The following is a 14856-nucleotide window of genomic DNA, read 5'->3' as shown; positions in this document are numbered from 1 at the left end:
TCGATGGCCGGTTGGCTACCATGCGCCGGTGCTGCTCCCCCTCGTGGCCGCCGCCACCCTCGCCGGTGCCTGCTGGGGAACGCTGCTGCCCGGACTGGTCAACCGGTACGCCGTGGAGTGGCCGGACGGGACCCCCCGGCCTCCGTGGCGACGGGGGTGCGCGCACTGCGGGGCCGCCCGGGCCGGCTGGTGGCCGTCGGCCGGTGCCTGCCCGGCCTGCGGCCTGCGGCCCACTCCCGGGCGGTGCATCACCGTCCCGCTCGCCGCCGTGGTCTGCGGGGGCGTCGCCGCCGCCATCGGTGCGACCCCGGCGCTGCCGGCGTTCCTGCTGCTCGCCGCGATCGCCGTCCCGCTGGCGCTGGTCGACCTCAAGGTGCTCCGGCTGCCCGACCCGCTGGTCGGCGCGGGTCTCGTCGGCGGGGTGCTGCTCCTGGTGGTCGCCGCGGTCGTCGAACGGGACGGGACCGCCCCGCTCCGCGCCGGGCTCGCGGCGCTGGCCTGCGGTGTCGGCTATGCGACGCTGGCGATCCTGCCCCGGTCGCAGCTGGGGTTCGGCGACGTCAAGCTGGGCGCCGTGCTCGGTCTCTACCTTGGCTGGCTCGGGTGGTTCCCCGTCGTGGCGGGGGTGCTTCTCGCCCCGGTGCTGAACCTTCCGCTGGTGATCGGCCTGGTCATCGCGGGTCGGGCCGGCCGGAAGACGGCCGTGCCGTACGGCCCGGCGATGCTGCTCGCGGCGGTTGTTGCGACCGTCCTGGCGGCCCTGCGCTAGCCCGACCGGCCACCGTCACCCTCCGCCGTCCGATGGCGTCCTGTCCGGACTTTCTCGACGATCATCCGGTGACGGATCGGCCTGCGGCGTCATTGACACATTTACTTGTAGCAGGGAAAACTCGGCTCGTTCCTTGCCCGGCGTCAACCATCTGCCGCGGTCACCGACCGCGACACCCTCCCCTGGAGCGTTGTTCAATGAACGATTTCATCCTTCGTGTGATGGCTTGGGCCAAGAGCCGGGACCGCGGCGCCAGCGCGGTCGAGTACGCGCTGATCGTCGGCCTCATCGCCGCCGTCGTCGGTGGCGTCATCTGGGTACTCGGCAACCGGGTCAACTGGATGTTCGAACAGGCCTGCGACAACGTGACGACGGGGAGCGCCGCGAACAAGTGCGTCGACCCCGCTCGCTAATGGGGGGAACGCTGCCGTGCCTCCGTTCGGCCCGGCGGGCCAACCGGAGCCCGGTCACCCGAGGCGGTCAACGCAGGCCGACGGTTGATCGGGGAGCGGCGGCGGTGGAGATGGCGCTCGTCCTACCGCTGCTGTTGATCCTCATCTTCGGGATCATCGACTTCGGACGGATGCTCAACAACCAGATCGCGCTGACCGAGGCGGCCCGGGACGCAGCCCGGGTCGCCTCGTTCGGCGGCGACCCGACCGCCCGCGCCACCCGGATCGTCAGCGGCGACGTGGTCGTCAAGGTGACGGGCAGCTGCTCCGGCCCGGGGCAGGACGCCGAGGTGACCGTCACCAACGACTTCAGCTTCGTGACGCCGATCGGCCTGCTCGGCGGCGGCTTCGACGGCGAGGTCACGCTCACCGGAACGGGAGTCGTACCGTGCCAGTGAACCGTCGGCTCCGCGCCCGCATCCTCGGCGCGCGGGGTGACCGCGGCGCGGTGGCGACGACGGTCGCGCTGCTCCTCGGCTCCGGGGTCCTGCTGGGTATGGCCGCTCTGGTGGTGGACCTGGGCAACCTCTACGTCGAACGCGGCCAGCTCCAGAACGGGGCGGACGCCGGCGCCATCAAGGTCGCCCAGATTTGCGCGACGGATCCAGCCGACTGCTCGCCCGACGTGACCGACTTCGACGACGTGGTCGACCGGTACGCCGACCGGAACGCCAACGACGGCGCGGCAGCCGCCACCGTCTGCGGCCGCGGCGGCGAACTGCCGGCGTGCGCGCCGTGGGAGAACCGACTCACCGACTGCGTCGGGCCGCCTCCGGTGGGGGGCAGCTACGTCGAGGTGCACACCAGCACCCGGGGGGACGACGACTCCACGGTGCTTCCGCCGGTGTTCGCGCAGGCGGTGGTGGGCGGCTACGAGGGTGCGCAGGTGGGTGCCTGCTCCCGGGTGGCCTGGGGGCCGCCCGCCCGGGCGACCACGCTGGCGCTGGCCGTCTCGATCTGCGACTGGAACCGGTACACCACCGACACCACCGACGGCAGGCAGTACGACGAGGAAGAAGCGGTCCTCCCGGTGTACGACGAGACCGCGCCGAAGGCCTGCGGGGTTGCCGGCACGTCGGCCGAAAACCTGGGCGGGTACCGGTGGCTCGAAGACGCTGACCGGGAATGCCGCGCCACGGCGTCGATCGCCGAGGCCGACGGATACTCGGTCAGTACGGGCGACAGCAGGCCGCGCGGCAGGGCGGACGACTGCGACAAGGCTCTGGCTTCCCTGCGGACCTCGAAGCAGCCGGTTCTGGTGCCGGTCTTCGACCAGGTGACCGGTCGCGGCGGCACCGCTCGGTACCACGTCTCGGGCTTCGCGGCGTTCGTGGTCACCGGCTGGCATCTGCCGACGTCGAAGGTGCCGTCGAGGTTGACCGGGCAGGACTCCTGTGCCGACGAGGAAAGGTCCTGCATCTTCGGCTACTTCACCCAGACCCTCGTACCCGGCGGCGGTGCGATCGGGGGCCCGGATCTGGGCGCGCACGTGGTCGCCCCCATCGGCTGACATCGGAACACTGGAGAAGGTAGGAACCCGCACTCATGGCCCGACGCATCATTCCGGTGCTGATCTCCGTCGTCCTGGCGGCGCTGGGCACCGGCGCCGTCCTGCTCTATCTCCGTTCGGCCGACGACCGGGCGCTGGCGGGCAAGCAGGCCCGTACGGTGCTGGTCGCCGACAAGCAGATCCCGGCCGGTACGTCCGGGAGGGCGCTGCGGACCAAGGGGTACCTGCGCGAGGTGCGGATGCCGGTGGAGACCCTGCCCGAGGACGCGCTGGAACAGGTGAGCGGCAGCCTGGACGCGCTGGTCACCACCGCCCCGGTGCAGCGTGGCCAGCTCATGCTGCGGGCCATGTTCGGCAGTGCGGTCACGAACGGGAGCGGCCTGGCCATCCCGGACGGCCAGATGGCGATCACGGCCCGGGTGAAGTCGGCGGTGTTCGGCCCGGCCTCGCTGCGGGCCGGCGCCCGGGTGGCCATCTTCTACACGTACACGCCGATGGACGACCAGAAGCGGGACGTGGTCTCCGGCTCGGGGCTGGAGAAGGGCCACAAGACCAACAGTGTGACCCGGCTGCTGATGACGGATGTCGAGGTGATCTCGGTGGGGCCGGCACCCGCGGCGGACGGAGCCACCGTGGCCGACCGGACCGGCGGCGGCTCCCAGGACGAGCTCTCGGTGACCTTCGGGCTGAACCAGGTCGACGCCGAGCGGCTGGCCCACGCGGTCGCCCTCGGCGGTGAGCTGAACGTCGGCGTGCTCGGCGAGTCCTCGGACGTCAAGCCGGACAGCGGCGTGGACAACCGATCGCTGTTCGAGTAGCCGACATGACGATCCTCTTCGAACCCCACCGGCAGTGGAGCGCCCACCTGGCCTCCCAGCTCGGGACCGGCGTCCTCACCACGAGCCGGCTCGAGGACGTCGAGCGCCTCCTCGCCGACCAGCACCCCGATCCGCTGGTGCTCTTCGGCCCGACCACCGATCCCGGGCTGGCGCTCGACTTCGCGGCCCGGCAGCGGCTCGCCCGGCCGGCCCTGGGCGTTCTCCTGCTGCGCGAGCGGCTGGACGTGGAGACGATGGGCCAGGCGCTCCGGGCCGGGGTACGCGACGTGGTCGACGCCCGGGACCTCCCGGCCGTACAGGCGGCCTGCACCCGCTCGCTGGAGGTCTCCCGGCATCTGCTCGGCGCCGGTACGCCGGCGAAGGCCGCCGCCGAGGCGCGGGTGGTGACCATCTTCTCCGCCAAGGGCGGCTGCGGGAAGTCCACCCTCGCCACCAACCTGGCGGTGGCGCTGGCCGAGGGCGGCCGCCGGCGGGTCTGCCTGGTCGACCTGGACCTCGCCTTCGGCGACGTCGGGATCATGCTGCAACTGGCGCCCGAGCGGAGCATCGCCGACGCGGCGAACGCCCGGGACCGGATCGACCCCACCCTGGTCCGCGCCCTGCTGACCTCGTACGCGCCCGGCGTCGACGTGCTGCTCGCCCCGGTCGGGCCGGCCGAGGCGGAGCGGATCGGGCGGGACCTGGTCGCCCGGGTCCTCGCCGCGGTCCGCACGCTGGCCGACTACGTCGTGGTGGACACGCCCCCGGCGTTCACCGACGGGGTGCTCGCCGCGCTCGACGTCTCCGACGTCCAGGTGCTGGTGGCCACCCCGGACGTTCCCGCGCTGAAGAACCTTCGGGTCGCCATGGACATGCTCGACCTCCTCGAACTGCCCACGCAGACCCGACTCGTGGTGCTCAACCGCAGCGACGCCCGGGTCGGGCTGACCGGCGCGGACGTCGAACGCGTACTCCAGACGCCGACCTCGGTGCACATCCCGTCCAGCCGGGACGTGCCCGTGTCGATCAACCGGGGGGTGCCGATCGTGGTGGAGAAGCCGGGACATCCGGTCAGCCGGGCCATCCGGGGGCTGGCGCTGGAGCGGATCGCCGCCGACCCGCCCGCCCGCTCCGGTCGTGGGCTGCGGGAGCGGATCGGTCGGGTGGGCAGCCGATGAGCCTCTCCGACCGGCTCGCGCAGCGCTACCCGCCCGGCAGCGACAGCGGCCGGACCACCCGTACCTCCGGCCCGATCACCGGGCCCACCGGCGGCACCAGCACCTCCGCTCTCCGCCTGCGCATCCACCGCGAACTGCTCGACATCCTCGGCCCCCAGCTGTACGACAACCGGACCCCGGACACCGTGCTGGAGAAGAAGGTCCGGGACACGATCAACGAGGTGCTGGCCCGCAGCGACTCGCCACTGGCCGTCACGGATTCGGCCCGGATCTCGGCCGAGCTGCTCGACGAGATCCTCGGTCACGGCCCGGTCGAGCCGCTGCTGCGCGACCCGGACGTCACCGAGATCATGGTGAACGGCCCGGACCAGATCTTCGTGGAGCGGTTCGGGCGTATCCACCAGGTCGACGCGTCCTTCGTGGACGAGCAGCATCTTCGGCGGGTCATCGACCGCATCGTCTCCCGAGTGGGCCGCCGGGTCGACGAGTCCAGCCCGATGGTGGACGCCCGCCTCCCCGACGGGAGCCGGGTGAACGTCGTCCTGCCGCCGGTGGCGCTCGACGGTTCGATGCTGACCATCCGCAAGTTCGCCCGGGACGCCTTCACCACCGACGACCTGATCGGCTTCGGCACCTTCACGCCGGAGGTGGCGCAGTTCCTGTATGCCTGCGTGCGCGGCCGCCTCGACATCGTGATCAGCGGCGGCACCGGCTCCGGCAAGACCACCACGCTCAACGTGCTGTCCAGCTTCCTGCCGCCCGACGAGCGGATCGTCACCATCGAGGACGCGGCGGAACTCCAGCTCCGCCAGAACCACGTGCTGCGGCTGGAGTCCCGGCCGCCGAACATCGAGGGGCGGGGCGAGATCACCGTCCGGGACCTGGTCCGGAACGCGCTGCGGATGCGCCCGGACCGGATCGTCATCGGCGAGGTCCGCGACGGTGCCGCCCTGGACCTGCTCCAGGCGATGAACACCGGGCACAACGGCTCCCTGACCACGGTGCACGCCAACAGCCCGCGGGACTCGGTCGCGCGGCTGGAGACCATGTCGCTGATGGCCGGCCTGGACCTGCCGGTCCGCGCGATCCGGGAACAGATCGCCTCCGCCGTCGACCTCGTGGTGCACCAGAGCCGGTTGCGGGACGGCAGCCGGCGGGTCACCCACGTGACCGAGGTGCTCGGCATGGAGGGCGAGGTGGTGACCATGCAGGACCTCTTCGTCTTCGACCACCGGGCCGGGCACGACGAGAACGGGCGGCACCTCGGCGCTCTGCGCTGGACCGGCCTTCGCCCCCGGCTGCTCGACACCCTCGCCGACGCCGGTGTCCCGGTGCCCGTCGGCCTGTTCGAGGGCCGGCAGTGGTGACCCGCCGCCTCGGGCTCGCCCTGCTGGCCGCCCTGGCCGTGCTGCTGGCGTCGGCCGCCCCGGCGGCAGCCGCCCGGGACCTGCCCGTCACGGTGGACGAGGTGAAGCCGGACCAGGTGCGGCTCGTCGCGGACCTCCCGGGCGTTTCGGCCGCCGGGATTCCGCCGGTCACCGTCGCCCGGGACGGCTGGCTGCTCTCGTCCAGCGTGGCGGTCGAGGAGGCCGGCGCGGCGCGTACGGTCCTGGTGGTACTCGACAATGGCGCTGCGATGGCCGGCGCTCCGCTGCGGGCGGCGCAGGCCGGGGTGCTCGCCTACGCCGAGCGGGTGCCGGCGGATGTCGCCATCGGCCTCGTGGCCGCCGCCGGCGAGCCGACCGTGCTGGTTCGGCCGACCCGGGACCGGGGTGAGCTGCGGGCGGCCCTCGCCGACCTGCGGGCTACCGGTGACACCGCCCTGTACGCCGGGTTGCGCGCGGCGGCGGGACTGGTGACGGACGAAGCGGAGGCGCGGCTGCTGGTGCTGGCCGGTGGGTTGGACAGCAAGGATCCGGCCCCGGCGCTGCGGGAGCTTCTCGCCGCCGGCGTCCGGGTGGACCTGGTCGGCATCCCCGGCGGGCGGGCGGTGCCGGCCGAGCTGCGGCAGCTGGTCACCGCCACCGGCGGCACCGTCCGATCGGCCGGCCCGGACGGCGTGAGCGCGGTGTTGCGGGCCGCCGCCGACACCGTCCCGCTGCGGGTCGCCATCACCGTGTCCGTCCCGCCGGAGCTCGCCGGCACCACGAGCACCCTCACCGTCACCGCCGGCACCGGTGCCGCTGCGGCCAGGGGCACCGCCCCGGTCCGGTTCGCCGCGTCGGCTTCCGCCAACTCGTCCGGATCGTCGGCGGCCGCCGACGACCGGGCCCTCCCGAGCCTGCCGGCGCTGCGGGTGGACCTGGTCGCCGTGCTCGTCTTCGGCGTCCTGCTGGTCTCGACCCTGCTCGTCGCCTTCAGCCTGAACGGGTCGGTCCGGCAGCGCCGGCTGCGGCAGGTCGAGCAGTTCCGCCCGGCCACCGCCGGCGCGCGTGCCGCTCAGTCGGGCCAACCGCCTGGGCCGACGGGCGGCTTCGTAAGGACCACGCTCGGCGTCTCCGGCCGGCTGAGGGGAGCGCGGAGCGGTGCGGACACCGCGCACGGTGGGCCGGGGAGCGAACCGAGGGCACGGTCGTCGGATCCGGCGGTGCGGGTGGGCGCGCCCCTGGCCGGCGCCGTCCTGCTCGGACTGCTCGGTGGAGTGCTCGGCGTCCTGCTCGGCGCGGCGCTGGGCTGGTTGGGCCCCAGGCTGCACCGCCGGCTGCGGGAGAGCCGGCGCCGCCGGGCCTTCGCCGATCAGCTCCCGGACGCCCTGCAGCTGATCGTCGGGTCGTTGCGGTCCGGATTCTCCCTCGCCCAGGCGATCGACGCGGTGGTCCAGGACTCCCCGCCGGGTCCGCTGACCGCCGAACTGGGTCGGGCCATGGCCGAGATCCGGCTCGGCTCCGACCTGGACGAGGCGTTGGAGCGGGTGGCGCAGCGGGTGGAGAACGACGACCTGGCGTGGGCGGTGATGGCGATCCGGATCCAGCGCGACACCGGCGGCAACCTCGCCGAGGTCCTCGAGACCACGGTGGAGACGCTGCGCGAGCGCGACCGGTTGCGCCGGCACGTCCGGGCGCTCTCCGCGGAGGGGCGGCTCTCCGCGTACGTGCTCATCGCCCTGCCGGTCGTGATGGCGATCTGGATGCTGCTGACCCGGCGCGAGTACCTCAGCCCGCTCTGGACCACACCGGTCGGGCTGCTGATGCTGGTCGGCGCGGTGGTGCTGATGGTGGTCGGCATCTTCTGGATGGCGCGCTGGATCAAGGTCGAGGTGTGAGGCATGGATTCGCTGCTGTTGCTGGCCGGCCTGGGCGCGCTGTTCCTGGCCCTGGTGGTGGCCCTGGTCGGCGCCACCGGGGGCGCTGACCGCCGTGCGGTCGCCCGTACCCTGCGGGTGGCCGACCAGGGCTACCGCCTGCTCCCGTCGACTCCGCGGCCCACCGGCCAGCCGCACGGGGCACTGGCCGACCGGGCGCGGACGCTCGGCCGGCGGCTGACCCCCGCGGATGCCTTCGAGGGCCTCGGTCGCCGGCTGGACCAGGCGGGTAATCCCTCCTGGCTGAGCATGGACGCGGTGCTGGCGTACAAGGGGGTGCTGCTCTTCGCCGGCGGCGCCGTGGGCCTGGTGCTGGCCGCTCTCGTCGCCGGTCCGGTCGCCTCGGTGTTCTGGGTGCTGGCCGGCGCCGCCGCCGGCTTCCTCGCCCCGGACCTGCTCGTGCTGCACCTGGCCCAGGAGCGGCAGCAGGAGATCCGCCGGACCCTGCCCGACATCATGGACACCCTCGTGGTGACCGTCGAGGCGGGTCTCGGGTTCGAGGCGGCCCTGGCGCAGGTGGTCCGCAACGGCCGGGGGCCGATGGTCGGCGAGTTCGCCCGGGTGCTGCACGAGATGCAGATCGGCCGGCCGCGGGTGGACGCCCTGCGCGAGATGGCCGTCCGGACCAGCGTCAACGAGCTGAAGGCGTTCTCCTCGGCGGCCGTGCAGGCGACCACCCTGGGCGTCCCGATGGCCCGCGTGCTGCGGCAGCAGGCCGCCGAGATGCGGCTGCGGCGCCGCCAGCGGGCGGAGGAGCTCGCGCAGAAGGTGCCGGTGAAGATCCTCTTTCCGATGATCTTCTGTCTCTTTCCCGCGCTCTTCGTCGTCGTGATCGGGCCGGGTGTGCTCCGGCTGCTGGACGCCTTCGGCAACTGACCGCGTACTCACCGTGCGCCGGGCGCGGACCGGGACGATGATTACCACGTCGGACCCGATCCATCCGGGTCCGTGCCGGGAATCCGTCGCACCCCGCCGGGCCGACCTGCGGGGATGGATTTCCGACAGATCGACGGGGGCACGGAAAGGGCAGACTGAGCCGGTGGGGGGCGAGGCGATCCTGGGTTACCGCTACCGGCTGGTCGACCAGATCGGCAAGGGCGGCATGGGGGTCGTCTGGCGTGCCTTCGACGAGGTCCTGGACCGGCAGGTGGCGGTGAAGGTGCTCGGCCCCCGGTTCGCCGAGGACGCGGACTCCCGGCAGCGCGTGCTGGCCGAGGCCCGGGCCGCCGCCCGATTGACCCACCCGCACATCGCCGCCGTGTACGACTACGGCGAGTCGATGACCGACGACGGTCGTCAGGTGCCGTTCGTGGTGATGGAACTCCTCCAGGGTCGCTCGCTGCACCAGCGGCTCAAGCGGGGGCCGCTCTCCGTCGAGTCCGCGCTGCGCAACTGCGCCGAGGTCGCCTCGGCGCTCGCCGCCGCGCACGCGCAGGGAGTGGTGCACCGCGACGTCAAACCGGGCAACGTGATGCTCACCCCGGCCGGCGCCAAGGTGGTCGACTTCGGGCTGGCGGCGGTGGCCGGCCAGCGCGACCCGGACGGGGAGGGGGAAGAACTGGTCGGCACCCCGGAGTACGTGGCGCCGGAGCGGCTCTTCGGCAACACGGTCGTCCCGGCCACCGACGTCTACGCGCTCGGGATGATCCTCTACCGGCTGCTCGCCGGCCGGCCGCCGTGGACCGTGCAGTCGAACGCGGAGATGCTGGAGGCGCACGCGTTCCTCGAACCCGCCCCGCTGCCCCGGCTGCCCGGCCTGCCCCCGATCGTCCGCGACCTCGTGCACCGCTGCCTGGCGAAGGAGCCGGCACAGCGGCCGGACAGCCACGAGCTCGCGGTCACCCTGGCGTACGCGGCCGGTGTCCAGGTACCGCTGGACCGCCCCGTGGAGGACGATCTCGACGATCCGGACGGGCCGGAGAGCTCTGCGGGGGAGACGGGCAGCGGCAGCCCGGCCGGCTCCGACCGGGGCAGGATCGTCGTCCGGCCCGATCCGCTCGCCGTGCTGCCCACCACCGGCTCCGCCCGTGAACCGTACGTGGCGCGGCTCGCCCGGCACCTCGACGGCTCGCTCGACCACGTCGGGCTCCGCCAGCAGGCGAGCGTGCTGCTGCGCGACGCGGTCGGGTTCGACCTGGCGTTCTGGACCGTGCTGGACCCGACCACGCTGATGTGGGCGTCCTGCGTGGTCGACGGCGGCCCGCACGACGAGCAGTTCGAACGTGAGCTGTTCGCCAACGAGTACGGGCAGGAGGACGTCCTGCGGATCGTCGACCTCGCGGAGGGCGCCCGGGTCGGCACCCTCGGCGCCAGCACCCAGGGGGACCCGTCCGCCAGTTGGCGGTTCCGCAACGTCCTGCAGCCGCGCGGCTTCTCCGACGAACTGCGTCTGGCCTGCTACGACGACGAGGGGACCTGGGGGACGCTGCTGCTGTACCGGGCCGGGGGCCGGTTCACGGACGCCGACCTCGCCCACCTCGCGCCCGCGAGCCGGCCGCTCGGCGCGGCGCTGCACCGCAGCCTCGTCCGCGGGGACGCGCCAGCGGTGACCCCGCCGCCGGAGGCCGCTCCCGAGCCGACCGAGGAGCCGTCCGCGTCCCGGTGGCTCCGGGTGCCCAGGGCCCGCCGGGGACGCGGCAGGCCGCCCGTACCCCCGGCGGCTGTGCCGGCGCAGCCGACCCGGCGCGGGTCGCCGCTGGCGGGCTCGCTGACCCTCTCGCCCGACGGTCGGCTCTTCGACATGACCGAGGACGCCCGGCACCTGCTGGACACCGCGGAGCTGGCCCGGATGGGCGCGGCCGTCACCCGGGGACGGGCTTCGGGGGTGCTCGATCCGTCGGGCGTCCACCACGACGGCCGCTGGCTGGCCTTCCACGCGGTGCCGCGGGAGGCGGCGGTGTCGGTGACCGTGCAGCGCATCCGGCCACACCAGGTGAGCGAGTTCGTCATCCGGGCCCTCGGGCTGGAGCCCTGGCAGGGGCGGTTGCTGAGGGCCGTCGCCCGGGGGCGCAACACCCGCCAGATCGCCCAGGATCTGGGCATCTCCGCGTACGCGGTGCAGGACGGCATGATGTCGCTGTTCGCGGCGTTCGGGGTGTCCGGCCGGGTCGAGCTGGTCAAGGCGCTCTTCTTCGACCACTACGTGCCCCTGCATGCGGCCGACACCCGGGTGCCGCCGGTCTGACGGGTACGCCGGTCAGCGGTTCCAGTCCTGCTTGGCCGCCCGGACCAGCTTGTCCTTCAGCTCCCGGGTGTGCCGGCGGCTCACCGGCAGCTCGGCCCCGTCGATCACCACCACGTAGCCGGAGTTGACCAGCCGCAGCTCGGCGATCAGCTTCAACTGCACCAGGTACGACCGGTGGATCCGGACGAACCCGGCGTCGGCCCAGCGCTCGGCGAGGGTCGCCAGCGACACCCGGACCAGGTGCGAGCCGTCCGCGGTGTGCAGCCGGGCATAGTCGCCCTGCGCCTCCACCCAGCGCACCGCCGAGCGGGGCAGCATCCGGGTCGTCCCGGCCAGCTCGATCGGGATGGTCGGGTCCTCCTCCGCCCGGGCCATGGCCGCCGGGTGCGACGGCACCACCCGGGAGCCGATCACCCGGCGCAGCGACTCGGCCAGCCGCTCGGCGCGGACCGGCTTGCGCACGTAGTCGGTGGCGCCCAGGTCGAAGGCGTCCACCGCGCCGTCGTCGTACGCGGTGACGAAGACGATCGCTGGCGGCCGGGCGAACCGGCGCAGCACCCGGGCCAGCTCCATCCCGTCCAGCCCGGGCATCCGGATGTCCAGGAAGACCACGTCCACGTCGCCGTCCCGGAGCACCCGCAGCGCCTCGGTGGCGTCCCCGGCCGTGTGCAGCCGGGCCACCCGCGGGTCGGCCCGCAGGTGGTACGCCAGCTCGTCCAGCGCCGGCGGCTCGTCGTCCACCGCCAGCACCCGGAGGAACCCGGTCGCGTTCAGCCCGCCGACCCGGTCGGTCCGCTCGCTCACGATCCCGCCCGTACGCCGGGGTGGAACTTCGGCACCCGCATGCTCACCTTCGTACCCGAACCGAGGCCCGTCTCCACCACCAGGCCGAACCGGTCCCCGAAGGCCGACCGGAGCCGCTCGTCGACGTTGGAGAGGCCGACGTGCTGGCCCGGGTCGTCGGTCGGGTCGCTGCCGGCGCCGGCCAGCTCGGCGATGCCGGCGGTCAGCGTCGTCGGATCCATCCCCACTCCGTCGTCCTCCACCGTGATGTGGCATTCCGCGCCCGCGTCCCGGGCCTCGATGCTCACCATGCCGGTGCCCGGCTTGCGGGACAACCCGTGCCGGACCGCGTTCTCCACCAGCGGCTGGAGGCAGAGGAACGGCAGGGTCACCGGCAGCACCTCCGGGGCGATCTGCAACCGCACCTGGAGCCGGTCACCGAACCGGGCCCGCTCGATGGTCAGGTAGCGGTCGATCGAGCGCAGCTCCTCGGCGAGGGTGGTGAACTCGCCGTGCGCCCGGAACGAGTAGCGGGTGAACTCGGCGAACTCCAGGATCAGCTCCCGGGCCCGCTCCGGGTCGGTCCGGACGAACGAGCCGATCGCGGTCAGCGCGTTGTAGATGAAGTGCGGGCTGATCTGGGCGCGCAGCGCCCGCACCTCGGCCCGGGCCAGCCGCTCCCGGGACGAGTCCAGCTCGGCCAGGGCGAGCTGGTCGCCGGCCCAGTGCGCGGTCTCCAGGGTGGCCTGCACGAGGCCCGGCGCCGGCTGGCCGTCCGCGATCGCGACCAGCGCCCCGACCACCCGGCCGTCCGCGCTCAGCGGGGCCACCACCGCGCCGCGTACCGGGCAGTCCACCAGGTCGCACTGCAGCTCCGACTCGCGCAGCACCGTCGAGCGCCCGGCCGCCGCCGCCCGCCGGGCCGCCGCGAGCAGCTGCTCGCCGTGGTGCGCGCCGCGCCCGTCGAGGGCGAGCAGCACCTCCCGGTCGGTCAGGGCCAGCCCGGCCGCGCCCACCAGGGCCCGCAGATGCCGTACGGCCTTCGCCGCGCCCGCCGCGCTCAGCCCCGCCCGCAACGGCTCGGCGGCCAGCCCGGCGGTGTGCAGCACCTCGTAGGTGGCCCGCTGGGTCGCCGTGGCGATGCCCCGCCGGGCGCGCAGCCGCAGCACCGCCCAGAGCGCCGCGGCCAGCGCGGTGATCAGCGAGACGACGCCGAACCCGGCGGAGAGGTTGCCACCCACGCAGCGATCCTGACGCCTCGCGGCCGCTAGGCCAAGAGGATCAGTACGCGCCCTTGCGGGCCAGCACCACGCCCACCGTGCGCCACAGGATGCTCAGGTCGTACGCCAGCGACCAGTTGTCGACGTAGTAGAGGTCCAGCCGGACCGCCTCGTCCCAGGACAGGTCGGAGCGGCCGGAGACCTGCCACAGCCCGGTCATGCCCGGCCGGACCAGCAGCCGGCGGCGCACGTCACCGAGGAAGTCGCCGTCGTCGGCGGGGAGCGGGCGCGGCCCGACCAGGGACATCTCGCCCCGGAGCACGTTGATCAGCTGCGGCAGCTCGTCCAGCGAGGAGGCGCGCAGGAAGCGGCCCACCGGGAAGACCCGGGGGTCCTGCTTCATCTTGAACAGCATGCCGTCGGTCTCGTTCTGGTCGACCAGGCCGGCCAGCCGATCCTCGGCGTCGACGTACATGGTGCGGAACTTCCAGACCCGGAAGGTCCGCCCCTCGTGGCCGACCCGGGGCTGGCGGAAGAAGACCGGCCCGCGGTCGGAGACCCGGATCGCGACGGCGACGGCGATGAAGAGCGGGGCCAGCAGCAGCAGGCCCAGCCCGGCGGCGACCCGGTCCAGCAGGTTCTTGACCAGCAGCGCCGGGCCCGACAGGGTCGGCTCCTCGACGTGCAGCAGCGGCAGGCCCTCGATCGGCCGGATATGCACCCGGGGACCGGCGATGTCGGTGAGCTGGGGGGCGACCACCAGGTCGACGCCGGAGCCCTCCAGCTGCCAGGCGAGCCGGCGCAGCTCGCCCGGCTCCGCGCTCGCCGAGCCGCAGACCGCGATCGTGTCCCCGCCGACCTCGCGGACCAGGGCGAGCACGTCCCGGCCGGCGTAGACCGGCACCGGGGTCTCCATGCCGCGGGCGGCGGCGTACCCGTCGGTGATGTGGATGGCCACCGGCACCAGGCCGGCGCCCGGGTTGCGGGTGACCGCGGTGTAGACCTCCAGCGCCTCCGGCAGGGTGCCGACCAGCACCATCCGGTGCCCGGCGTGGCCGGCCCGGCGGCGCACCGCGTGCAGCACGAACCGGGCCAGGAACCGGCCCAGCAGGATCAGCAGCAGGGCCCCGAGCAGGGCGAAACCGACCGTCCACCGGGACAGCAGGGTCCTCGTGGCGAAGGCGATGAACGAGACCGTTGCGGCCACCGCCACCCCGGCCCGGATCACCCGCTTGAACTCGTCCGGCCCGAGGCCGAGGTACCGCCGGTCGTAGGCCCGGTTGCCCCACAGGATGATCAACCAACCGAGCGGGAGCAGCAGGAACGCCACCGTGTGGAACCAGGATTCCTTGGCGTCCTGGAAGCCCGAGGCGGCCTGGTCGAAGGTCTGGATGGCGATCCAACTGGCCAGCGCCGCCGAACCGTAGTCGAGCAGCAGCAGCACCGCGATGTAGGGGCGGTGCCAGCGGGAGACGCGGCGGCGGGCACGGGCCCACGCCGACCGGGGTACGCCGTTGTGCGACGGCGGAGTCGGCGGCTGGATCTCGAAGCTGTCGACGTGCCGCACGCTCTTGCTCCGGCCTGTGTTGGTTACCGGGCGCTGGAGGCTTGTCGTCACCTCAACCCATGTCCTCCCGCATG

Annotated in this window: 13 protein-coding genes; 10 read left to right on the top strand and 3 right to left on the bottom strand. The window is 73.6% G+C overall.

Annotated features, from left to right (window positions below):
• Positions 1–28 precede the first annotated feature (28 nt).
• The 10 genes from EV384_RS03345 (at position 29) to EV384_RS35740 (ending at position 11212) form a co-directional block, all read left to right on the top strand.
• Positions 29–769 (top strand): prepilin peptidase, encoded by a 741-nt coding sequence (locus tag EV384_RS03345; protein WP_130330008.1) that lies wholly within the window; start codon positions 29–31, stop codon positions 767–769.
• 221 nt (positions 770–990) lie between these two features.
• The gene (locus EV384_RS34645) at positions 991–1182 is read left to right on the top strand and encodes a Flp family type IVb pilin (RefSeq protein ID WP_165439866.1); all 192 of its coding nucleotides are present in this window, start codon (positions 991–993) and stop codon (positions 1180–1182) included.
• Between the two features lie 104 nt (positions 1183–1286).
• A complete protein-coding gene (locus EV384_RS03335; protein WP_207232224.1) occupies positions 1287–1619 on the top strand; it encodes a TadE/TadG family type IV pilus assembly protein in 333 nt (110 codons plus the stop codon).
• Positions 1610–2731, top strand: a complete 1122-nt coding sequence (locus EV384_RS03330) for a pilus assembly protein TadG-related protein (RefSeq protein ID WP_130330002.1) — start codon at positions 1610–1612, stop codon at positions 2729–2731. The genes EV384_RS03335 and EV384_RS03330 overlap by 10 nt, the downstream gene beginning before the upstream one ends.
• Before the next feature lie 35 nt (positions 2732–2766).
• Entirely contained in the window at positions 2767–3549 is a 783-nt protein-coding gene (cpaB, locus tag EV384_RS03325; protein ID WP_130330000.1) for a Flp pilus assembly protein CpaB, read from the top strand.
• A gap of 5 nt (positions 3550–3554) precedes the next feature.
• Positions 3555–4727 (top strand): CpaE/TadZ family protein, encoded by a 1173-nt coding sequence (locus EV384_RS03320; RefSeq protein ID WP_130329998.1) that lies wholly within the window; start codon positions 3555–3557, stop codon positions 4725–4727.
• Positions 4724–6094 carry a TadA family conjugal transfer-associated ATPase gene (locus EV384_RS03315; RefSeq protein ID WP_130329996.1) on the top strand — a complete coding sequence of 457 codons (1371 nt, stop codon included), beginning with the start codon at positions 4724–4726 and terminating at the stop codon, positions 6092–6094. Before EV384_RS03320 ends, EV384_RS03315 begins: the two co-directional genes overlap by 4 nt.
• Positions 6091–7989: a type II secretion system F family protein gene (locus EV384_RS03310; protein ID WP_130329994.1), complete on the top strand. Its 1899-nt coding sequence runs from the start codon at positions 6091–6093 to the stop codon at positions 7987–7989. The genes EV384_RS03315 and EV384_RS03310 overlap by 4 nt, the downstream gene beginning before the upstream one ends.
• A 3-nt stretch (positions 7990–7992) precedes the next feature.
• Positions 7993–8904, top strand: a complete 912-nt coding sequence (locus tag EV384_RS03305) for a type II secretion system F family protein (RefSeq protein ID WP_130329992.1) — start codon at positions 7993–7995, stop codon at positions 8902–8904.
• Between the two features lie 163 nt (positions 8905–9067).
• Positions 9068–11212: a protein kinase domain-containing protein gene (locus tag EV384_RS35740; RefSeq protein ID WP_242623925.1), complete on the top strand. Its 2145-nt coding sequence runs from the start codon at positions 9068–9070 to the stop codon at positions 11210–11212.
• Positions 11213–11224: 12 nt separating this feature from the next.
• On the opposite strand, the gene EV384_RS03295 is transcribed toward EV384_RS35740, so the two are convergent.
• The 3 genes from EV384_RS03295 to EV384_RS03285 are packed head-to-tail and all read right to left on the bottom strand — an operon-like array spanning position 11225 to position 14782.
• Positions 11225–11986, bottom strand: coding sequence for a LytR/AlgR family response regulator transcription factor (locus EV384_RS03295; protein WP_130340191.1), 762 nt, complete (start codon positions 11984–11986; stop codon positions 11225–11227).
• Between the two features lie 26 nt (positions 11987–12012).
• Positions 12013–13236, bottom strand: coding sequence for a sensor histidine kinase (locus EV384_RS03290; protein WP_130329990.1), 1224 nt, complete (start codon positions 13234–13236; stop codon positions 12013–12015).
• 40 nt (positions 13237–13276) lie between these two features.
• On the bottom strand, positions 13277–14782 hold the full coding sequence (locus EV384_RS03285; RefSeq protein ID WP_130329988.1) for a sugar transferase: 1506 nt from the start codon (positions 14780–14782) through the stop codon (positions 13277–13279).
• Between the last annotated feature and the right edge of the window lie 74 nt (positions 14783–14856).

The organism is Micromonospora kangleipakensis (assembly GCF_004217615.1).
In the GTDB taxonomy this organism is placed as follows: domain Bacteria; phylum Actinomycetota; class Actinomycetes; order Mycobacteriales; family Micromonosporaceae; genus Micromonospora; species Micromonospora kangleipakensis.
Note: the sequence above shows the minus strand (reverse complement) of the source record. Positions and strands in the feature narration are given on the sequence as shown.